Annotated in this window: 19 protein-coding genes and 1 pseudogene; 6 read left to right on the forward strand and 14 right to left on the reverse strand. The window is 66.4% G+C overall.

What is annotated here, in order from left to right; genetic code table 11:
- Window positions 1-15: 15 nt before the first annotated feature.
- From JUB11_RS23530 to JUB11_RS23555, 6 genes are all read right to left on the reverse strand, one after another.
- Entirely contained in the window at window positions 16-273 is a 258-nt protein-coding gene (locus JUB11_RS23530) for a hypothetical protein (RefSeq protein ID WP_207461220.1), read from the reverse strand.
- 69 nt (window positions 274-342) lie between these two features.
- Window positions 343-1,443 (reverse strand): tetratricopeptide repeat protein, encoded by a 1,101-nt coding sequence (locus JUB11_RS23535; RefSeq protein ID WP_207461221.1) that lies wholly within the window; start codon window positions 1,441-1,443, stop codon window positions 343-345.
- Between the two features lie 5 nt (window positions 1,444-1,448).
- Window positions 1,449-2,360, reverse strand: coding sequence for a formyltransferase family protein (locus JUB11_RS23540; protein ID WP_207461222.1), 912 nt, complete (start codon window positions 2,358-2,360; stop codon window positions 1,449-1,451).
- Entirely contained in the window at window positions 2,357-3,403 is a 1,047-nt protein-coding gene (locus JUB11_RS23545; protein WP_207461223.1) for an ABC transporter substrate-binding protein, read from the reverse strand. The genes JUB11_RS23540 and JUB11_RS23545 overlap by 4 nt, the downstream gene beginning before the upstream one ends.
- The gene (locus JUB11_RS23550; RefSeq protein ID WP_207461224.1) at window positions 3,400-5,598 is read right to left on the reverse strand and encodes an MFS transporter; all 2,199 of its coding nucleotides are present in this window, start codon (window positions 5,596-5,598) and stop codon (window positions 3,400-3,402) included. The genes JUB11_RS23545 and JUB11_RS23550 overlap by 4 nt, the downstream gene beginning before the upstream one ends.
- Complete coding sequence (locus tag JUB11_RS23555) at window positions 5,595-6,443, reverse strand: hypothetical protein (protein WP_207461225.1); 849 nt, start codon at window positions 6,441-6,443, stop codon at window positions 5,595-5,597. Before JUB11_RS23555 ends, JUB11_RS23550 begins: the two co-directional genes overlap by 4 nt.
- Before the next feature lie 188 nt (window positions 6,444-6,631).
- Between JUB11_RS23555 and JUB11_RS23560 the strand changes: the two genes are divergently transcribed.
- From JUB11_RS23560 to JUB11_RS23570, 3 genes are all read left to right on the forward strand, one after another.
- Entirely contained in the window at window positions 6,632-7,057 is a 426-nt protein-coding gene (locus JUB11_RS23560) for a DUF6524 family protein (RefSeq protein WP_207461226.1), read from the forward strand.
- A complete protein-coding gene (locus JUB11_RS23565; RefSeq protein ID WP_207461227.1) occupies window positions 7,057-7,494 on the forward strand; it encodes a DUF6524 family protein in 438 nt (145 codons plus the stop codon). Before JUB11_RS23560 ends, JUB11_RS23565 begins: the two co-directional genes overlap by 1 nt.
- A 75-nt stretch (window positions 7,495-7,569) precedes the next feature.
- A complete protein-coding gene (locus tag JUB11_RS23570) occupies window positions 7,570-8,610 on the forward strand; it encodes a cation diffusion facilitator family transporter (RefSeq protein WP_247887276.1) in 1,041 nt (346 codons plus the stop codon).
- Window positions 8,611-9,467: 857 nt separating this feature from the next.
- On the opposite strand, the pseudogene JUB11_RS32930 reads toward JUB11_RS23570, so the two are convergent.
- Window positions 9,468-9,608: pseudogene (locus JUB11_RS32930) on the reverse strand (IS6 family transposase); the annotation flags it as partial.
- A gap of 299 nt (window positions 9,609-9,907) precedes the next feature.
- On the opposite strand from JUB11_RS32930, the gene allB reads away from it, so the two are divergent.
- Together allB and JUB11_RS23585 are read left to right on the forward strand one after the other, a co-directional pair.
- A complete protein-coding gene (gene allB, locus JUB11_RS23580) occupies window positions 9,908-11,338 on the forward strand; it encodes an allantoinase AllB (protein ID WP_348771496.1) in 1,431 nt (476 codons plus the stop codon).
- A gap of 2 nt (window positions 11,339-11,340) precedes the next feature.
- Window positions 11,341-11,754 (forward strand): DUF3830 family protein, encoded by a 414-nt coding sequence (locus JUB11_RS23585; RefSeq protein WP_207461229.1) that lies wholly within the window; start codon window positions 11,341-11,343, stop codon window positions 11,752-11,754.
- A gap of 5 nt (window positions 11,755-11,759) precedes the next feature.
- Here JUB11_RS23585 and JUB11_RS23590 read toward each other — a convergent pair whose 3' ends face one another.
- From JUB11_RS23590 to JUB11_RS23620, 7 genes are read right to left on the reverse strand one after another with little or no spacing between them, the layout of a single operon-like run.
- Window positions 11,760-12,701, reverse strand: coding sequence for an acetamidase/formamidase family protein (locus JUB11_RS23590; RefSeq protein WP_207461230.1), 942 nt, complete (start codon window positions 12,699-12,701; stop codon window positions 11,760-11,762).
- A 19-nt stretch (window positions 12,702-12,720) separates the two neighbouring features.
- Window positions 12,721-14,163 (reverse strand): amidohydrolase family protein, encoded by a 1,443-nt coding sequence (locus JUB11_RS23595; protein WP_207461231.1) that lies wholly within the window; start codon window positions 14,161-14,163, stop codon window positions 12,721-12,723.
- Window positions 14,164-14,174: 11 nt separating this feature from the next.
- Window positions 14,175-15,221 carry an ABC transporter substrate-binding protein gene (locus JUB11_RS23600; protein WP_207461232.1) on the reverse strand — a complete coding sequence of 349 codons (1,047 nt, stop codon included), beginning with the start codon at window positions 15,219-15,221 and terminating at the stop codon, window positions 14,175-14,177.
- A 53-nt stretch (window positions 15,222-15,274) separates the two neighbouring features.
- Window positions 15,275-16,048, reverse strand: coding sequence for an ABC transporter permease (locus JUB11_RS23605; protein ID WP_207461233.1), 774 nt, complete (start codon window positions 16,046-16,048; stop codon window positions 15,275-15,277).
- Window positions 16,045-16,926: an ABC transporter ATP-binding protein gene (locus tag JUB11_RS23610; RefSeq protein WP_207461234.1), complete on the reverse strand. Its 882-nt coding sequence runs from the start codon at window positions 16,924-16,926 to the stop codon at window positions 16,045-16,047. The genes JUB11_RS23605 and JUB11_RS23610 overlap by 4 nt, the downstream gene beginning before the upstream one ends.
- 37 nt (window positions 16,927-16,963) lie before the next feature.
- Entirely contained in the window at window positions 16,964-17,755 is a 792-nt protein-coding gene (locus JUB11_RS23615) for an SDR family NAD(P)-dependent oxidoreductase (protein ID WP_207461235.1), read from the reverse strand.
- Window positions 17,756-17,790: 35 nt separating this feature from the next.
- Complete coding sequence (locus JUB11_RS23620; RefSeq protein ID WP_207461236.1) at window positions 17,791-18,831, reverse strand: ABC transporter substrate-binding protein; 1,041 nt, start codon at window positions 18,829-18,831, stop codon at window positions 17,791-17,793.
- Between the two features lie 120 nt (window positions 18,832-18,951).
- On the opposite strand from JUB11_RS23620, the gene JUB11_RS23625 reads away from it, so the two are divergent.
- A complete protein-coding gene (locus JUB11_RS23625; RefSeq protein ID WP_207461237.1) occupies window positions 18,952-19,869 on the forward strand; it encodes a LysR family transcriptional regulator in 918 nt (305 codons plus the stop codon).
- Window positions 19,870-20,077 lie beyond the last annotated feature (208 nt).

Raw genomic sequence — 20,077 nt, forward strand, 5'->3', positions numbered from 1 at the left:
CCGCTCTCCATCGGGTCAGGAACCGCAGAAGACCCGGCCCACGTGCGTGCCGGGGGCCGGGAAGCAGGCAATGGGGGTGGCCCGGATCTCGTCGCGGACCTCGGCCGGTCGGTCGAACCGGTCGGTCAGCCGCAAGACGCCCCAGATCATGGAAATCACGAGCGCAATGCCCGCCACCCCGAGGACGAAGAAGCGCGCGCGGTAAAGGGACCAGATCAGCGCAACGGCGAGCGGGAAGACCACGAAGCCCCAGATGAAGAACGTCTTTAGCATGGCCTTCCGCTCGGTCCCGGCGCTGGGCGGCCCCACGTGCCCGGCCTTCGGGAAGGCCGGGCGCTCCGCTCAGAGGCCGCTGGTGCGCAGAGCATCCAGGTTGCCGGTGTAGGTTTGGTTAAGAGGCTCGAGATCGAGCGCCTTCGTCCACTGCTTGCGCGCGGCTTCCGTATGGCCGAGCTTCATGTAGAGGAAGGCCAGACGGTCGCGCGACGCCGCGTCCTTGGGATCCAGGTCGACGGCCGCGACATACTGGTCCACGGCGTCGCGGTAGCGCTCCTGCCTGATGAGCGCGTCACCCCAGCTCTTGCGCGTCAGCTTGTAGTCGGGGTTGATGCCGATCGCCTGAGCAAAATGGAGGTCGGCCAGGTCGTGCTTGCCTTGCGCGCTGTAGATCAGGGCGAGATTGATGACCGGGAAGAGGAAATCGGGCTTTTGGCGCAGGGCGCCGTGCAGATGGTCGATCGCGGTGGCGTATTCGGCGTCGCGCTGCTCGGGCGTGAGGCCCTCCGCCTTCTCGGCCTTCAGCATGTGCATGCGGCCGATCAGGCCATAGGCGAGATAATGTTCCTCAACCGGGCGGGTCTTCAGGAATTTCTTCGCGACCTCGCGCGTCTTGGGGAAATCGAACTGCTTGGTGGCGATCTCCTGGCGGCGGTGGTACAGCGCGACTACGTAGGGATTGATCTTCTCCAAGATGCCGAGCGCGCCCTCGTGCAGGATCGGCTCCATGTTCCGGGCCTCGCCCTGAACCGACACGAGATGGACCGGGTTCTCCTTGTCCTTCGTGTAGATGCGCGCGGTGAAGACCGCCTGGCCTTGGCGTTCCGTGACCTCGCCGTTGATGTAGTAGGGGATCATCCCGAACAGGTTGCGCGTCCCGTTCACGAGCAGGCCGAGTTCGAAATACTCCTCGAAGGCGCTGACCGACTTCTCGAGGCTGCTGCCATCGACCTCGATGCCCGTCAGCTCCGACGATGCCTGCTCGCCGAGTTCCCGCAATTCGTCGGTGAGGTGACGGGTCACGGTGTTCGAGGAGTAGCCCGTCCATTCAAGCTGGTGGGACACGTTGATCTTGTCGATCGCGATGTCCTCCCCCGTGAACAGGGCCATGAAAAACACGAATGAAGCGGCGAACGCCGGGACGGTCAGTAGGCCAAAGTCGAACATGGCGGTTATCCTTGCTCACTGTGCAAAGGGTTCGGGCCTGAAATGGCGGTCGGTGGGAAGAGGAAAGGGAAATCGTCCGTGAAGGTCGCCGGGGTGCCGAAACGGCGGAGCTGCGCGATGTATTCACCGGCCTGAATGAGCGATCGCCCGGCCTGGCGGAAACGGTCGAACTCCTCGGGCGTCGGATAGGAATGATAGCGACGGCGCGACGGGTCCTGCGGGGTGCCATCCAGCCGCTCGCCGCGCGACAGGGCGGCGAGGACCTCGACCGCCAGCCGGTTGCCCAGGAGATGGCTGTCCAGGTTGTGCGAAAAGGCGGAGCGCCGGGGATCGATCGGCACCGCCCCCTCTGCCAGGATCGGACCGGTGTCGATGCCGTCGTCGACGATCCGGTGGACCGTGCAGCCGAGCGTCGGCTCGCCCACCATGATGCTGTGGAAATGCGGGTAGAGGCCCGCGAAGTCCGGCAGCCGTCCGGGGTGTATGTTGACGATCCCGAGCGGCGGCCGGGCGATCAAAGCGGGGCGGAAGATGAAGCTGAAGCGCACCGACAGGATGAGGTCCGGCCGGAAGGCGTCGATCGCCGCGAGCGTTTCGGGCGCCTTCAGGCTGCTGATCGTCATGGTCGGAACGCGATGATGGGCGATCAGCCCGTTCAGCGTCCGCAATTCCGCCGCTCCGGCCTTCCCCCCGCCCTCTCGCGCCTCGTCGATCAAGGGGAAGAGGATGCCGAAGGGCAGGTCCCGCTCGAAGAGCTTCATCTGGGTAAGCTCTGGGATCGAGGTTTCCGTCGCCCTGGTCCGTTCGGCGAGCATCAGCCCGAAACGGCATCCCGGCAAGGTGCTGCACCGTGCCAGAAGATCGTTCAGAACTATGACCGACGTGAAATCCCGCTTGCTGCACAGGAGGATTCTCATGGCTTGGCCTCCGGCGCGTGAGGCTGCCCGGAAACCTTGATCACATCGGCGAAACGTTGCAGCCCGAGCGGCGGATAGAGCTTCAGCTTGTGCGCGACCTCCATGTTGACGATCAGCGAGAAGCGGCTCAGCGCCTCGATCGGGATGTCCTCCGGCCGCTTGCCTCCGACCAGGATCTGCTCCGCCTTGGCGGCGGTGAGCTGCCCGACGTTGTAGTAGCGGCTGACCAGTCCCATCAGCGCGTTCGATTCCATCACCGGCACCTCGCCCGCCGCGGCGACAGGAACGCCCTTGGCCACGGCGGCGCTGGTGAAGGCATCCCTGTGAACGAGGAGGAAGGAGCTGGAGCCGATGTAGAACAGGTCCACCTCGTCGGCCATGTCGGCGACGATGCCGGGAAGGCTGCCGGCATAGGGCTTGCCGCGTTCGTCGAGCGGCACCTCGCGCGCCACGACCGTCAGCCCCATCTCGTCGGCGACCTTGCGCAGCCGCTCGAGGCTCACCACCGCATTGATTTCGTCCGTGTTGTAGACGACCCCGATGCGCTTGACCGGCCGGTAGGACTGGATGGCCCGCATCTGCACGTCCTCGGGAACGACGACGAGGCTTCCGGACAGGTTGCGTCCCGAACGCTCCAGGCTCGGCACCAGCCCCACGCCCAACGGATCGGTGACGATCATGAACAGCGCCGGCGTGTCCGTCAGATGAAGATCGGGATCGACCTGGTCGTGGCGGCCCAGCATGCCCAGCGAAGCCGTCGTTCCCCAGGTCACCACCAAGTCGACCTGGAAGGCCCGTGCCTCGGCGACCAGCCTCGGCAGGGCCAGCGGATCCTGCTTCACATCGCGCATCAGGTAATCGACGGGGATATCCTGGGCGCGCAGATAATCCTGGAAGCCGCGGCAGGCATCCTCGCAGCCGCGCCACAGCACCATCATGATCTTATAAGGCTCCCGCGCCGCCGCCGGGCCGGAAGGGCCGAACAGGAGCGGCAGCAAAAGACCCAGGAACAGAGCGGGCAACAGGGCCGTACGGGACGTCATCGGGGCATCTCCGTTTTAGGATGGACCGGCCGGAAAGTGCTGCGCAGCATGAACAGCAGCGGAAGCGAGAGCGCCGCCACCGTGGCGCCGATCATGGTCAAGCCGTCCACATAGCCCAAGCGCGCGATCACCCCGGCGACCAGCAGCGGCCCGGCGACGCTCCCCACCCGCTCAAGCATGCGCAGAATGCTCAGCACCGTGGTCTGGCCGACGCGGTCGATCTCCGCGCGGCAGACTTCCGGAACCAACGCGATCTGCGGCGAGATCGAAACGGCATGACCCAGCGCCAGAAGAGTCACGGCGAGCAGCACGCCGTGGAGACCGTGCAGAAAACCGGGCACCGCCATCGCCACGCCGGACAGCAGGGTGCCCGCGAAGACCAGGTGCCAGCTTCGCCCGCTCCGGTCGGCATAGCGGCCGGCCCAGGGTCCGACGGCGATAATGAGGATCGAATAGAGGATCATCACGCGCCCGGTCTCGGCCTCGCTGGCGCCGAACTCGGCGAGGTAGAGGGGCACCGCATAGAAGAGGAACCCGGTCAGCACGATCTTCGCCGGGATCGCGGCGAGCAGCAGCAAGGTCAGGAAGCGGCGGTTGCCCAGCAGCCGGGCATAATCCGCAGACCGCGCCCCGGGCCGGACGGCACCGCCGGAAACCGTCTCCCCTGAGAGCATCCGGAACGCCAGGAACCCGGCGAGCGCCGCCAGCGCCGCCGCGAAGAGGAACACGGGGCGATAGCCGAGCCGGTCGGCGAGAATGCCGCCGATCGCGGTTCCGCAGACGCTCGCGGCCATCAGCACGCCCACGAAGGCGGACATGCCCTGAGCCCGCCCCTGCCGCGCCGTCACGGCCGCGATGTAGCCCTGCGCCGCGATAGTGATCATCGCGTAGCCGATGGCGGTCAGCGCCCTGTAGCCCAGAAGCTCGAACAGCGAGCCGGCGATGCTCGACCCAACGAAGCCGCCGATCGCGGGCAGCAGGCCGGCGATGAAGACGCCGCGCGTGCCGAACCGGTCCGTCCAGGCGCCGGCAACGGGCGTGATGAGCGCCAGGGCCAGCATGTAGACCGATATGGGCATTCCCAGAAGCACGGCCGGGGACAGCCAGCCGACCGGCTGGAACAGCTCGCGGATGTAGAGTGGCAGGAAGGACTTTTGAAGTTCCTCGGCGAAGACGAAGAGGAACAGCGGAAGCCGCACGTCGAAGACCGACTGCGCCGGGCGCGGCGCGGCGGCGGCACCGTCCGCCCCAGCCTCGCCCAGCCCGAAACGCCGCCCGATCTCCGCCATCCGCTCGCGGAGCGGCGCCGGCCCGTTCGCCTCGGCCGCCAGCGCCGCGGCGGCGCGCCCGTACCGTTTCCGAAGCGCGTCCAGCGTGCCGTTGACCGTCCGGAACAGGTGGCCGGCGACACCCGGAACACGGTCGGGAAGGCGCTGGTCCAGCTGCCCCTGCCCCACGCGGAGCATCAATCCGTGCAGCGCCCGCAAGGGCGACACCACCCGGTTCGTCAGCAGCGCCAGGATCTCGAAGGCGAGGATGACGGCGACCAGCAGGACGGTCAGCACGTCGTAAGCCAGTTCCTGCATCTGGACGCGGACGAAGGAGGCGTCGATGCCGACGACGACGACGCCCGCGACTGCCCCGGCGTGCCGGACGGGGTGCAGAACGATATCGTGAGAGTTGGTGTGGACAAGGTCGCCGCCCAACGAGCCAAGCGCCGGCCGTCCGGCGGCAAGCCCGCGCACCGCCTCGACCGTGCCGGACGTCATGCCGCCTTCTCCGCCGGCGTGGGGGGCGGTGCCGGCCGCCTGGAGAAGGGTGCCGTCGGCCCGATGAAGCGCGATGTACTCCATCTCCGGGTGCGGCGACCGGGCCTTCTCGAAATGCTCGGCGACCCCCACGACCTCGCTGATCGGAATGCCGTAGCCGAGCGCGCGCTCCACATCGGCGGCGAGGAAGCGCGCGATGGTGGCGGCCTGGCGCGTCATCTCCGGCGCGAGCTGCTGCTCGAACAGGCGGTGGGTGACGAGCGACAGGACGGCGGCGGCCCCGACCATCAGCGCCAGCGTCGCGATTAGCATCCCGCTGCGCAGTCCTGCGGTCAGGCGTGACACGTCCGTCCCGGCGTCGACGAGGGAGTCGCCCGGCGTTCCCGCGGACGGCCCGTCGGAAGGCTGGGCTCCGGCTGCGGTCATGGCGCCGCTTCCCAGGCCGGGCGGGCCGGCGCGGAACGATCCGCCTGCATGCCGCCATGGGGGCGATCAGCGGGGGCGGAGCCACCCGGACGACCGCGCAGGGCCTGTTCGACCGCATCAATTTCCGCATGCGTCCGCGCGACGCAATCGTTGAATCGGCGGGAGGCCAGCAGGAGCGGCGGCGTGAGCGGCGTGGCCCCGCCGTCGCCAGTGTCTCGTGAATCCACCAATGTCCGGGCGATGCCCGCGAAGATGCGTTCGAGATGGCGCGACGCCAGGATGGCAGGGGCGGCGGCGAGAGTCGAGAAGCCCAGCAGCGTCAGCGCCGCTGCCGCCATCAGGTCGCCGCGCATGAGGTTGACGCGGGCGAGAAGCGCATCCGTTGGATAGACGAGGGCCAGCCCGCCGACACCCGCCGCGAAGCTGGAATCCAGCCGATGCCCGAGCACGAGCAGGCCGGACGTCCGGTAATGCCACAGTCCCTGGTGGGCCTCACGCTGGGCGGACATCCAATCCCGATCGACCAGCTTCCCGGCCGAGGCGCGGTCCGTCGAGTGGAGGATGCGCCCGTCCGCCGCGAAAACATACAGCGCTGCGATCCCCTCATCGAGCGCTCGCGCGCGTTCGAGAATCGCCGGTGCGTTCTCGAAATGCTTCAGGGAGAGACCCAGGCTGAGCCCGGCTTCCAGCGACTCCCGCACGTCCGCCGTGATCACGGACAGGCGGCGTTCCGTCAGGGACTGAAGCGACGACTGGAATTTGAAAAAATTCAGCAGCGCGACCAAGCTCAGGACGAAGACCAGCGCCATGAGCACGACCGTCATGATCTTGAGAGACGCGCGCATGAGGGTTGCCGTTTCCGCCTGAGACAACCTGCTCCGTGGACATGGCGCAGGACCGGATGCGAAGCGACCACGGGCTCCTCCTGCCCTTGCCTCTCACCCATGTGATGTCACTCTAAGGTACTACCCAACAGAGCGCAATCGCGATATTCTGGATAGGAGTGGATCGCATATCCAGCGGGAGACAATGCGTGCCGCGCGAGTTCGGGTTTTGGGACTTCCTTCTGCGGTGGGCACTGAGCTGCGCGGCCGTGCTTGGCAGTTACAACCCCTATACTTTTTCTTATTATCGATGGGTTACGGAGGTGGACGGCTTCGCATCACTCAAGATGTTCGTCGGCCTGGTGTTGCTCGTCCTGCATCTTGTCTGCCTTGTCGCGTCGGTGCGGTCACTGGGGCTGGTGGGCGTGGGCTTGATGACCGCGCTCCTCGGATCGGGGGCCTGGGTCCTTGCCGATAACAGCCTCCTGAACATCGAGGATCCGAGTGTCTTCGGCCTGACGCTGTTGACGCTGCTGTCCACGGTTTATGGTTTCGGAATTTCCTGGTCCCACATCCGCAACCGGCTGAGCGGGCAGGTGGACTCCAACGACATCACGCAGACCTCGTCGATCTGATGTCCAGTCCGCGCCTCGGCGTACGCCCTCCCCTCCGTCCGCTGTCCCTGCTGTTCAAACGGTGGCTTCTCAGCGCCAGCTTGGTCTTCGGCACCTACAATCCAAGTGGCTTTTCCTATCTCCACTGGGTATGGGACAGCCCGGAGCTGACATCGGAACATTTCTTCGTCGGCATTCTCCTAGTCAGCGTGGTCATGGCGATCGCGCGCATGGCCTTTCTCTCCCTCGGCTATTTCGGAATCACGGCGGCCCTTGCCGGGATCGTGATGTCCTATGCTTTGGGGGCGGGGCTGGACCTGTTCGCACTGGCCGACGTCGAATTCACGACTTACACTCTCCTTTTTTGGATCACCGGAGTGTTGGCGGTAGGAACATCCTGGTCATTCTTTCAGGAACGCATATCCGGGGAGCGCGACATTCTGCGCCAACCGCCCTGATTGCGTGACCTTGGATCATCGCCTTTCCTAGGATCGGCACCCTTCATTTTCAAACCCATAAATCGGAGGCATGACTTGGCGACGATTCCAGGTGCCGGGGGTAAGGAGGCCGCTCAGCCGGCAGATGGCCACGGCCATTCCCACGATCATGAACATGGGCATAATGGGTCTCACGGGAACGCGGGACATTCCGGGCAGGGCCACGGTCACGGGGACCACGATGGCCATGCGGGCCACAGCCACACGCCGGCGGTGACGGAGGTCAGCGAACGCAAGGTGTTCTGGGTGATGCTGCTGACGGGCGGTTTCATGGTGGCCGAGGTTGTCGGTGGCATCGCCTCCGGCTCTCTTGCCCTGCTCGCTGACGCGGGTCACATGCTGACCGACTCCGCGGCCCTGGCGCTCGCCTGGTTCGCCTTCCGCCTCGGCCGTCGCCCGGCCGACGCCCGGCGGTCCTACGGCTATCACCGCTTCCAGGTGCTGGCCGCTTACACGAACGGCATCAGCCTGTTCGCCATCGCACTTTGGATTGCTGTCGAGGCCATCGGGCGCTTCTACGATCCCGTGGAGGTGATGGGCGCCCAGATGCTGGTCATCGCGACGCTCGGGCTGCTGGTGAATGTTGTCTCGTTCTGGGTCCTGCACCGGGGTGGCGAGGAGAACCTCAACGTTCGCGGCGCCGCCATCCATGTTCTGGGCGATCTCCTCGGCTCGGTCGGCGCCATCGCGGCCGCCCTGATCATTCTCTGGACCGGCTGGATGCCCATCGACCCGATCCTGTCCGTGGTGGTCGTGCTTCTCATCCTGCGCAGTGCCTGGAAGGTCACCAAGGAGTCCGCCCACATCCTGCTGGAAGGCACACCGGAAGGCCTCGACATGATTCAGGTCGGCGCTGCCGTTCGGGCCGTGCCGGGGGTTCTGGACGTTCAACACATCCACGCCTGGTCTCTCACCGGCGAACGGCGGCTCATCACGCTGCACGCATTCCTGGAAGAAGCAGCCAATCCGAGCGAAACCATCATCGCGATCAACCACACCCTCAAGGAACAGTTCGGCATTGACCACGCGACCGTGCAGCTCGAACGCGGCACCTGCTTCTCGGTGCAGAAATCCTGAAAGCCGCCATACCGGATTGATGCGGCAAAGCCATTCACCGCCCTTCTCCGTTCAACGCATGGCCGGAAGTCCAGCTTTCGGAGCCACTTTCACGAGATGGCTGGAACGCAACCGTGATCTCGATGCCGCCGATGGCCATTTTGCACAGCTATGTCGTCACTGGGCCGAATAGGCAGTCTCACTCCGAGCACTCTGGTCAGGTCCGCACTCCTGTCCGCCGCCTGGAGAGCCCGTGATCTTCGGTTTCGCCTTGCCCACTAACGCCATGATAGCGGCGGGGACCTGCCTTGCTTCTCCGCCCATCGCATCACGACATTAGGCGTCATCACCCCAGTCGATCGCGACACCCGTAGCCACGGCGGCTTGCTTGTCTAGTTCGGCAGCGAACTCGTCCGAAATATCTTCAATCCGAACGACGCGCCGATCGCGCCTCTTGAGACGTTCATGCTCATTGCGGTCGATCCTATCCTCACCCACCTCAGCCTCCCTGCACCACGTAGTGGTGTAGCTCTATGATAAGCCGGCTCCAAGCGGTTCACAGCTTTGACGTCGTGGAGGCCTTCAGACTTGCCCGTAGAGCCAGCTCGCGGGTCTCGGGGGAATACCGGCGCTCTCGAACCAACCTCCATGCCCTTATATGGGCCGAAAACCTCGCCTTCTTCCGCTATGGGGACGGGGAGATCCGCACCTGAACCGTCGAGTCCGGCACCCTCGGGGAGCCGCATCGCGTCCGGAAACTGCCGAACGGCGACACCGTCACGAGCCACCATCATGTGGTGAAGTCGGAAGTTGAGTTCCGCGCCACTGTGGCCCAGCTCGAGGCGGTCGCGGCGTTTGAGGCTGTTGGCGAAGTCCCGCCCGAAGCGCGATCCCCACTCTCGGATGGTTTCGTAGCTGACCTCAATGCCGCGTGCTGCCAGAATCAGCTCGACCTCGCGCAGACTCAAACTGGCGCAGTGGTACAGCCATACGGCTGCGCCGATGATCTTGGCCCGCAGTAGAGGTTGGGCAGCGCGCTCATGCCCTGCAACTTGCCATGCTCAGATTGAGCGCCGGGAGCCTGACAGCACCCCTGCGCGCCTGCAGGAGACGTCCTTCACCGCCGACCGCTTTATCGGCTCCTGCTCGACCGCGACGCTGCCGCCCCTGCCCTCGCGACGACGGGTTGAGCGTGTACTTTTAGTCGACGCCCCTGACGGAAAACGGCGTTTGAGTCGCGTCGCCTAGCTGCCTAGCCTTCCATGCGAAAGGGTGCATCGCGCATCCGACCCGACTTGAGACGAGGAAGGAACATCCCGTGGCTGGCATCGAACCTATCGCCGACCTCGTGATCCATGGTGGCGAGGTCGTCACCTCCGCCGCGCGTTTCCCGGCCAGCATCGCCATCCGCAACGGCAAGATCGCCGCGATCGGGGCGCCGGAGACGATGCCGCCCGCCGCCGAGACGCTCGACGCAACCGGCCTCGCCATTCTGCCCGGCGGGATCGATGTCCATGTGCATTTCCGCGACCCGGGCTACACCCACAAGGAGGATTGGGCCAGCGGCACGACCGCGGCGGCCTTCGGTGGCGTGACGACGGTCTTCGACATGCCCAACACCATCCCCACCGTGGCGACACCGGAGATCCTTGCGGCCAAGCACGCCATCGCCGCCGAGAAGGCCTATGTCGATTACGGACTCTACGCCGTGCTGGGCGAGGAGTCGCTCGCCCATGTGGAGGCGCTGGCCGAGGGCGGTGTGATCGGCTTCAAGCTTTACATGGGCAACACCTTCGGCCGCATCCCCTCGCCCGACACAGGCGCCATGCTGGAGCTGTTTGAACGTGTGGCGCCCACCGGCCTGCGCGTCAGCCTGCATGCCGAGACGAACTCCATCATGGAGCGGCGGGAAAGGCGGCTGCGCGAGGCCGGGCGCAACGATCCCCTGGCGCATGTCGAGTCCCGCCCCGCCGTCGTCGCGGTGGAGGCGGTGGAGCGCGCCGCGACGCTCGCCGAATGGACCGGCGCCCGCATCCACATCCTGCACATCTCCTCCAAGGAGGAGCTCCGCCCGCTGGCCGAGGCGAAGGCGCGCGGCGTCGACATCACCGGCGAGACAGGCCCGCACTACCTGATGCTGAGCACGGACGATTACGAGCGCTTCAAGGGCGTGATCCGGGTCAACCCACCGGTGCGCGAGGCCAACTGCCAGGAGCCGCTCTGGCAAGCGCTGAAGGACGGCACGATCGACATGATCGCGACCGATCACGCGCCCCACACGCCGGAGGAGAAGACCCGTCCGGTAATCTGGAACTGCGACTGCGGCTTCCCAGGCGTCGAGATGCAGATGCCCCTGATGCTGACCGCAGTGGCGGAGGGCCGGCTGGACCTGTGCGACTATGTGCGGCTGAGTTCCGAAGCACCCGCCAAAAGCTTCGGCCTCTATCCGCAGAAGGGCGCCATCATCCCCGGCGCCGACGCCGACCTGGCGATCTTCGATCTGGGCCAGAAATGGGCCATCGACGACGCGGAGATCCACTCCCTCTCCCGCATCTCACCCTGGGATGGACGGAAGGTTCAGGGTCGGCTGAAGCACACGCTGGTCCGGGGCGCCTTCGTGGTGCGCGACGAGACACTGGTCGGCTCCAGGGGCCACGGCCGATCGGTTCACGCCATCCAGCACATGCCGACGCCGGAGCCCCGCAACGCCGACAAGACGATGGCGGCGGTCACCGCCAAGAGGAGCTGATCATGAGCGAGCTTATCATCACCGCCGGGGGCTTCCGCTTCGAGGCGCGCTTCGAAAGCGAGAGGGCGCCGAAGACAGTCGCCGCCATGCGGGAGCGGCTGCCCTTCCGCAGCCAGGTCATCCATGTCCGCTGGAGCGGCGAGGGGGTCTGGGTGCCGCTCGGCGACACCGACTACGCCCTGCCATACGAGAATCACACCAGCCACCCGGCGCCGGGCCAGATCATCCTCTATCCCGGCGGCATCAGCGAGACGGAGATCCTGCTGGCCTATGGCGGCGTGAGCTTCTCGAGCAAGGTCGGGCAGCTCGCCGGCAACCACTTCATCACCCTAACCTCGGGGCTGGAGCAGTTGCCGGAGTTGGGCCGTCAGATCCTATGGGAAGGCGCCAAAGATTTCGAGATCGCCCTGCGGTAGGTGGATCAGGGGCCGAGCAGCGCGCGGCCGATCATGGCGTGGATCCCCTTGTGCCGGTTCACGAGCTGGGTGACGCGCAGGTCGGCGGCGAGGCTGCAAAGGCGATAGGCGTTCTCGACCGACAGGCCGGTGCGCTCGGTGATGAGCGCGATCAGGTCGCGAAGGGCAATGCGCGCCGCCTCGTCCAGGTCGGGGTCGAAGCCCATCGTGATGAAATGCTCCGGCGTCTCTGCCCTCGGGGCTCCCAAGCCGGCCCCCTTGATCAGCTCGATGCGGAACCGGCCGGTCAGGCCGGTTTCCACCGCCGTCAGGCAGACCTCGCCGTCACCTTGCGCGGCATGGCCGTCGCCGACGGAGAAGAGCGCGCCCTCCCTCCAGACGGGAAGAAAAAGGACGGAACCGGCGGTCAGCTCCTTGTTGTCAATGTTGCCGCCGAAGCGACCGGGTACAATGGAGGTCAGGCGTCCGTCCCCGGGAGGCGGCGCGGTCCCCATCACGCCGAAGAAAGGCCGCGCCGATATTTCCAGCCCCCAGGGCAGGCGGATCGCCCCGCGCGCCCGGTCGATGGGCAAATGGATGTGCCCGCCCTCCGGCACCAGATCGGGTAGCGCGCCCGCACCGGGCCGGATCAGGTTGAAACCCCAGTCCTCGCGCAGCGACACTTCCAGGATTTCCACCCGCAGGGCGTCCCCCGGCTCGGCGCCGCGCACGGCGATGGGGCCGGTCATGATGTGCGGCCCCGGCCCAGGCTCCACCATGGCGTGAACGTGACGATGCTCAGGCCGGACGGTCATGCCCGATCCGTCGGGCGGCAGCGCCTCGGGCCCGCCGCTGATGGTGTGAACGGTAACGATATCGCCGGAGCCAATCTCGGCTACCGGTGACAGCGTGCCGTCGAAGAAGCCCCAATGGACGGTTTCCGGACCGGGTGCGATGTCGAGTGGCATGTCTTTCCCAGGGTGGTGGTCAGCAGCAGGGCGTCGCGGCGTAGTAGCGACGCAGCGCCCGTTCCAGCGCGGGTAGTGCCGCCTGGAGCGCCGCTCCGTCGCCCATGCCACGGCGCAGGCGAGCGATCAGTTCGGTCTGCGCAGCCTGATGGTCGATGCCGGCCAGCTTGCTGCGCCGCACGACGGTGCGGCCCGCGACGATCAGCTCGGCGATGTGGCACCTTCCGGCGCGCGCGAACAGCAGCTCGCGCGGAGAGAGCCCTTCCATCAGCCGGTCGGCGTCAAGGGCATCGGTGTCGAGCAGAAGCAGGTCGGCAGGCTGCCCGGGAAGGATGAGCCCGCCCCCCTCCCGCCCGGTCACCGCGGCGCGGCCGTTAGCGAGAGCGATGCGCAGCATCCCTTCCTCGGGCACCGCCTCCTCGAAGCCCCAGCCGCGGTGCAGAGCATTCGCGAGCCGCATCTCGCAGAGCGCGTCGTCATCCTCGTTGAAGGCAAGGCCGTCGAGACCGAGCGCCACCTTGCAGCCCCGCGCCACCATCTCGGCGAGCGGCGCTATGCCCGAGCGTATGCCGAGGTTCGAGCTGGTGTTCACGCTGATCGTCACGCCGGCCTCGGCCAGCATGTCCATCTCCTCCGGCCGGATCCAGGTGCAGTGCGCGAGCGTCAGGCGCGGCGTCAGCAGCCCGATCCGCTTCAGGTAGGGGAACAGCCCGTCGGGAAACTCGCGGTCAGCCCATTCCCGCTGGTAGCGCGTCTCCAGGCAATGCATGTGGACGCGCCGTCCGCTGTCCGCCGATTCGTCGGCCACAGCCTGCAAAAGCTCGGGCGAGCACCATTGCACGCCGGTGGGGCCGAGCTGCACGTCCACCAACTCTCCGGCCGCTGCCGCCGCGACCTCCTCCACCAACCGGATCTGGTCGGCCGGCGAGGGAGGCGGGGCAGCGTTGCGCCGCGCGAACTCCCGCCGGGCATCCTCCGGCAGAAGCGCCAGCAGCTCCTCGGACGGGCCATAGACCAGCGGGTGCCGATCCTTCAAGGCCACCGCGAAAGCGATACGGACGCCGATGTCGCGCGCCGCGCGCGCCACCTCGGCCGCCTCCTCCGGCAGCGGGGTCAATCCCTGCGCGCGGGTGTAATGGACCATCACCGCCCCGGCCCCGCCCAGGGCGCTACGGCCCAGGGAAACGGCAGCGGAAAGATAAGGATCGACCGCCGGCAGCAGCGCCAGGTACTGGAGCCAGAGCTCCAGCGGCTTGCCTCCCGCCCCGAAGGAGCTGGAGCGGATTCCGCGGGCGTGGTCATGGGCGTTCACGAGGGCCGGCAGCGCGAACAGCGGCTCCGCTCCATCCACCGCCTCGACGGAGACGATCCGCCCCTCGCCGAGAGTGAGCCTTCTCGGCCCACGCAATTCATAGTCGGGGCCTTCGAGCAGGGCAGCGCAGGCGATGGAACGGGTTGTCACGGGCGGAAACCTCAGCCGGCGGAACGGGTGATGGAACGCTCCTTCAAAGGCGGAAGGAAGGATCGGTCATAGACTTGGCCCGGCGCCGACTGCCCCGGCAGCTTGTAGGTCTCGGCGATGAGCTGGATGGCCCGCTTCAGCCGCTCGTCGGACACGTCGCCCAGCCCGATCTCGCGCGTCTCCGGCGTGATCATCACGGCGTCGAAGGCGAACTGCAAGCGGCGCAATTCGCTCTTGGCGTCGACCAGCGGCTCGATCTTGACCAGGGCCTGAATGGCGGCCGCCGGGTCGGCCATGCTGTCGAGGATGGCGCGATTGATGGCGCGGACCAGACCCATTACCGCCCGCGGCTTCTCGCGCGCCAGCGATTGGGAGACCATCACGCCATTGGAGTAGAGATCGACGCCATGGTCGGCAAAGCTGATCCAGCGGAATCCCTTGTCCGGATCCTGGCCCTGCTGGATCAGGTTCACGTAGCTCGTCACGTTGAAGACCAGCGAGGCGGCGACCTCGTCCCGGATCAGCATTTGCTCCTGCAGGCTGGGCTGCATGTTCAGGATCTCGACTTTGGCGGGGTCCAGGCCATTGCGCTCCAGCAGAGTGGGCAGAAGCCGGGTGGCGGCACTGCCGGCCGGGCCGCCGACCTTCTTGCCGACGAGGTCCTTGGGACCGGCGATGCCGCTGCCGGCCTTGGCCACCACCGCGAAGGGCGCCTTGTTGTAGATGTGATAGACCATCACCGGCGCTTCGCCCGGCTTCTGCGCCGCCTGCTGGATGATGGCGTTGATGTCGCCGAAGCCAGCGTCATAGGCGCCCGACATGATGCGCGTGACCGTGGCGGCGGAGCCCTCGCCCTGGTCGATGGTGACTTCCAGCCCCTCCTCCCGGAAATAGCCCTTTTCCTGGGCCAGGAAGTACCAGGCGTGGACGCCCTGATACTTCCAGTCGAGCGTGAAGCGGATCGGCGTCAGCGGCTCAGCCGCGACCGGCGACAGAGGCAGGGCGAAAGAGAGGCCGAGGCCGGCCATGAGAGCGAGCCGGCGCGTGATCGTGAGCATGCCTGAGTCCAGTCCGATGTTGGGCGGGAAGGATGGCTGAGTGCCGCGGGCGGTCAGCCCGCGGCAAAGTCGGTCTTGCGGTTGGCCCAGCCGGTGACGCGGCGCTCGATCAGCGAGAAGCCGACATAGAGGGCGACGCCGAGGCCGGCGAGGATGAAGAGGCCCGCGAAGACCAGGGGCACGTTGAAGTTGGAGGAGGCGAGCAGCATCATGTTGCCCACGCCACGGTTGGATGCGACCGTCTCCGAGATCACCGTGCCGACGAAGGACAGCGTCACCGCCACCTTCAGCGAGGCGAAGAAGTAGGGCATCGCGCGGGGCAGCCCGACATTCAGCAGGATGTCGCGCTTGGAGGCCTTCAGCGTACGCAGCACGTCCTCCAGCTCCGGCTCGGTCGTGGCGAGGCCGGTCGCCATGTTCACCACCACCGGGAAGACCGAGATGATCATGGAGGTCAGCACCGCCGGCACCGTTCCCGACCCGAACCAAAGCACGAAGATCGGCACCACGGCGACCTTCGGGATGGAGGAGAAGCCGACCAGCAGCGGGAAGGCGACGTTGTAAGCCAGCCTGGAGGAGCCGATGAGCAGCCCGATGAGCACCCCGGCGCTCACGCCCAGCGCGAAGCCGAGCAATGTGGTGTAGAGCGTCTGCACCGCGTGTGGCATCAGGGCGGGCCAGCGCTCCCAAAGCGTGACAATGACCTGACTCGGCCGCGGCAGGACGAGGTCGCTGATGCCGAAGAGGAGGCAAGCGACCTCCCACAGGACGAAGACGCCGACGATGAGGACGGCGGAGGCGATTTTCTCGCGGTTCACGCTGGTCATGGATGTCCTGCCATGCCGCCCCGGGCGGCGACGATGAGGTTGCGCAGGCTTTGCGTCAGGCTGGTGAATTCCGGCTGGTAGGTGGTTTCCAGCGTGCGAGGGCGCGCGAAATCCACCCGCTCGTCCATAAGGATGCGTCCGGGCCGGGCGCTCATGACCATGATGCGGTTGGCCAGGAAGGCGCTCTCGCGCAGGTCGTGGGTAACCAGCAATACGGTCGGCCGGCGCTCCATCCACAAGGCCTGGAGCGTGGCCCACAGCTCCTCCCGCGTGAACTGATCGAGCGCGCCGAAGGGCTCGTCCAGCAGCAGCAGGGTCGGGTCATGGATCAGCGCGCGGCAGAGGGAGGCGCGCTGCTGCATGCCGCCGGAGAGCTGCCAGGGATACTTCTCGCCGAAGTCGCGCAGGCCGACCGACTCCAGAAGCGCGTCGGCCCGGTCGCGGTACTCGCCCTTGCGCTTGCTCCGCCACTCGTCGCGAAAGGGCCGGGCGATCTTCAGCGGCAGCATCACATTGTCACGGATGTTGAGCCACGGCAGCAGAGTCGGGTTCTGGAAGGCCATGCCTATGCGCACATCCGCCGCGCCCACCTCGCGGCGGGCGACGAAGACATGGCCGTCCGAAGCCTGAATCAGCCCGCCCACCAGCTTCAGGATCGTCGACTTGCCGCAGCCGGACGGGCCGACCAACGCGATGAAGTCGCCCTTGTCGATGTGGAAGCTGCTCTCGGCGAGGGCCTGCGTCGCGCCGGCATCCTTGCCGTAGCGGACGGTGACCCGCTCGAACTCGATGACCGGATAAACCGCGCCGGGCTTGACCGGTTCCGCCGGCGTCGTCAGGGCGATCGTCTCGGCCGGCGTGCTGTTCTTCAGGAACATGGTCTCGCTCCCCAGGAATGGGCCGTTACGTGCGCGGTCAGAGGGCCGCCCAGCCGCCGTCCACCGGCAGATCGACGCCAGTGATCTGCCGCGACACGTCGCTGGCCAGGAAGAGGCAGGCGTTGGCGACGTCCTCGCCGGTGGAGACCCGGCGCAGGGCGTAGTCGGCGGCGTGACGCTCGGCCGCCTCATCCTCGGTGATGCCGAGCCGGCGCGCCATTTCCGGCACGACCTTGCCACGGAATCGCGGTCCCTCGACCATGCCGGGGGCGACGCAGTTGACGTTCACATTGAACGGGCCGGCCTCCAGCGCGAAAGACTTGGTGATGCCGCGCAGCCCCCATTTGGAGGCCGAATAGGCCATGCGCCCCGCCCGGCCGCGCATCCCGAAGGTGCCGCCGACATTGACGATCTTGCCGTAGCGCTGCGCGGTGAAGGCTGGCATGACCGCACGCATCGTGTTGAAGCAGCCGGTCATGTTGAGGGTGACAATCTCATCGAACTCGTCCTGGCTGGTCTCCCAGCCGGTCTTGCCGACCGGGCCGGAGCCGCCGGCGACATTCACCAGCACGTCGATCCGGCCATAGGCCGCCAGCGTCCGCTCAGCTGCCACTTGGCATTGCAGCTCGTCGGTGACGTCGCAGGAGAGCACGATCGCCTCGCCGCCGCCGGCGCGGACCTTCTCCGCGACCGGCTCGATGGCGCCGGTGTCGCGGCCGATCAGCGACAGGCGGCAGCCCTCGCCGGCGAAGGCCATCGTCACCGCCTCGCCCATCCCCTTGGCCGGGCCGGTGATCACGACCACCCGCCCCTTCAGATCCAGTTTCATGGCACGATCTCTTCTCATGGCTGATAATTGTCGCGTCACTGGACGACGCGGCTGGGGCGGTCGGCGCGCGCGGGCAGATAGGCGTCGGTAAAGACGTCCGACACCGCCGGCATCCGCTCCAGCCCATTGGCCTTGACCACGATCTCGATTGAGCGCTTGAAGCGTTCCGGATCGACGTCGCCCAGCCCGACCCGGGCGATCTCCGGATGGTTCATCTCCTGCTGGAGCGTGGCGAGCGTCCGTTCGACCTCGACCTTCTCGTTCAGCAGCGGCTCACGTTTCATGACCGACTGCACTGACCCGGCAGGGTCAGCAATCATGTCTTTGGTGGCGCGGTTGATGGCGCGCAGCAGGCTTTTCACCGCGTCACCATGCTCCTTGGCGAAGGCGCGGGACACGACAATGGCGTTGGAATAGAGGTCCATTCCGTAGTCGCCGAACTTGATGAAGCGGAAATCCTTGTCGGGATTCATGCCCGCAGCCTTGGCGCCGAAGGTGATGGTGTTGACGTAGCCCAGCGCTCCGTCCACCTGCCCGCGCATCAGCATCTGCTCGCGCAGGTTCGGTTGCATGTTGGTCAGGGTCACCTTGGAAGCGTCGATTCCGGCCAGGCTGGCGAAGGCAGGGAACAGCTTCAACGCACCGTCATTGGCGGGGCTGCCCAACGTCTTGCCTTCAAGGTCCTTGGGCGTGCGGATCGGGCCGTCGGCCTTCACGGCGATGGTGAAGGGCGGCGTGTTGTACATCATGTACACGCCGATCGGCGCCTCGGCCGGTGACTTGGAGGCCAGTGTGATAAGGGAATTGATGTCCCCGAAGCCGACGTCGTAGGCACCGGTCGCCACCTTGGTGATCGCGGCGCCGGAGCCTTCACCCTGGTCGATGATGACCTTCAGCCCCTCTTCCTTGAAGTAGCCGTTGTCCTCGGCCAGCAGGATCAGCGCCTGCGGCCCCTGGTACTTCCAGTTCAGGACCATTTTCACCGGCGTCTCGGCGACCGCCGCGCCCATGACCCCGGCCATGCCGAACAGGACACCCGCCGATGCCGCGAGCCAACCGCCCAACCGCTTGTTCATGAGCCGCCTTCCTCGTTCCATGTGATAAGGGGAGGCTAAGGCCGCCGGGACGGTCACCACAAACGCCGAAAATTTGGTAGGGTGTGGACGAAAAGTATACACGAGGGAAAGAAGCCCCACATGAGGCACATGCGGATCTGGCGCTATGTGGACGAGGCCGCTCGGCTCGGCTCCCTGCGTAAGGCGGCTGAACAGCTCAACATCACACCCTCGGCGCTGCAGCGGCGCATCCAGGACGTGGAGGAGGATCTGGGGGCCGAGATCTTCGAACGGTCGGCCCAGGGCATTCGCCTCACCGCCGCGGGGGAAAGCTTCATTCGCTGGGTCCGCGCGCAGTCAGCCGATCTGGATCGCGTCCGCTCGCAGATTGAAGATCTGTCGGGCCTGCGGCGCGGCCGCGTCCGCATTGCCTGCAGCCAAGCCCTGGTCGGATCCTTCCTCGCCGACGAGATATCGACCTTCCGCGAGCGCTTCCCCTTGGTCAGCTTCGACATCCGGGTAGCGTCCCAGGGCGACGCGATGGCGATGCTCGCCGACTTCTCGGCCGACATCGCCATCATCTTCAGCCCTCGCCGCACGGCGGAGCTTCAGCCGTTGATGACACTGGGCCAGCAGGTCGTCGCCATCATGGCAGCCGACCATCCACTCGCTGGACGGCCGAGCCTGCGACTGCGCGACTGCGCGCCCTTTCCCATTGCCCTACCGGACGCGAGCTTCGGCACTCGCGCGATCCTGGACGAGCTGCTCGCCGTCAGCTCCGTAGGGCTGCTCATCGAGTTGGAGTCGAACTCCTTCGAGATGCTGCGCAACCTTGCTCGAAGCGGCAGGGTAATCACCTTCCAGATCGAAATCGGCGCGCCCTCTCCCATTTTCGACCCGGGGCTGACGGTCATTCCCCTGAGTGACGCCGACCTCGCTCATGGCCCCTTGGTGCTGGGGCAGCAGAAGGGGCGAACGCTCCCCGTCGCGGCGGCAAAATTCGCCGAGCAAATCGCCCGCCGCCTCGACGAGATGCGCCGGATGCCGCAGTTGAGCTGATGCCACCGGTCAGGAGGAGAAACGGCTGATTGGGGGATGGAGCTGGCACCAGCGGCGTCGGTATGGGAGGGGGTATCTACTGACGGGGTTTGTTAAGCGCGTGATGCCGGTTGGGACGCTGATGGGATGGACGGCCCCCGCTTCCTGGTAAGTGAACTTATCTGAAGGGGATTGGCCCTCTGGAAGCGGAGATCCATCCCATGCAGCC

Origin of the sequence: Azospirillum sp. SYSU D00513 (assembly GCF_017356015.1) — a bacterium.
Classification (GTDB): Bacteria; Pseudomonadota; Alphaproteobacteria; order Azospirillales; family Azospirillaceae; genus Azospirillum.

Excerpts from the sequence above, each read along its gene's own strand:
- JUB11_RS23530 (WP_207461220.1), bottom strand. The coding sequence starts at position 273 with ATGCTAAAGACGTTCTTCATCTGGGGCTTCGTGGTCTTCCCGCTCGCC.
- JUB11_RS23535 (WP_207461221.1), bottom strand. The coding sequence starts at position 1,443 with ATGTTCGACTTTGGCCTACTGACCGTCCCGGCGTTCGCCGCTTCATTC.
- JUB11_RS23540 (WP_207461222.1), bottom strand. The coding sequence starts at position 2,360 with ATGAGAATCCTCCTGTGCAGCAAGCGGGATTTCACGTCGGTCATAGTT.
- JUB11_RS23545 (WP_207461223.1), bottom strand. The coding sequence starts at position 3,403 with ATGACGTCCCGTACGGCCCTGTTGCCCGCTCTGTTCCTGGGTCTTTTG.
- JUB11_RS23550 (WP_207461224.1), bottom strand. The coding sequence starts at position 5,598 with ATGACCGCAGCCGGAGCCCAGCCTTCCGACGGGCCGTCCGCGGGAACG.
- JUB11_RS23555 (WP_207461225.1), bottom strand. The coding sequence starts at position 6,443 with ATGCGCGCGTCTCTCAAGATCATGACGGTCGTGCTCATGGCGCTGGTC.
- JUB11_RS23565 (WP_207461227.1), top strand. The coding sequence starts at position 7,057 with ATGTCCAGTCCGCGCCTCGGCGTACGCCCTCCCCTCCGTCCGCTGTCC.
- JUB11_RS23585 (WP_207461229.1), top strand. The coding sequence starts at position 11,341 with ATGAGCGAGCTTATCATCACCGCCGGGGGCTTCCGCTTCGAGGCGCGC.
- JUB11_RS23590 (WP_207461230.1), bottom strand. The coding sequence starts at position 12,701 with ATGCCACTCGACATCGCACCCGGTCCGGAAACCGTCCATTGGGGCTTC.
- JUB11_RS23600 (WP_207461232.1), bottom strand. The coding sequence starts at position 15,221 with ATGCTCACGATCACGCGCCGGCTCGCTCTCATGGCCGGCCTCGGCCTC.
- JUB11_RS23605 (WP_207461233.1), bottom strand. The coding sequence starts at position 16,048 with ATGACCAGCGTGAACCGCGAGAAAATCGCCTCCGCCGTCCTCATCGTC.
- JUB11_RS23610 (WP_207461234.1), bottom strand. The coding sequence starts at position 16,926 with ATGTTCCTGAAGAACAGCACGCCGGCCGAGACGATCGCCCTGACGACG.
- JUB11_RS23615 (WP_207461235.1), bottom strand. The coding sequence starts at position 17,755 with ATGAAACTGGATCTGAAGGGGCGGGTGGTCGTGATCACCGGCCCGGCC.
- JUB11_RS23620 (WP_207461236.1), bottom strand. The coding sequence starts at position 18,831 with ATGAACAAGCGGTTGGGCGGTTGGCTCGCGGCATCGGCGGGTGTCCTG.
- JUB11_RS23625 (WP_207461237.1), top strand. The coding sequence starts at position 18,952 with ATGAGGCACATGCGGATCTGGCGCTATGTGGACGAGGCCGCTCGGCTC.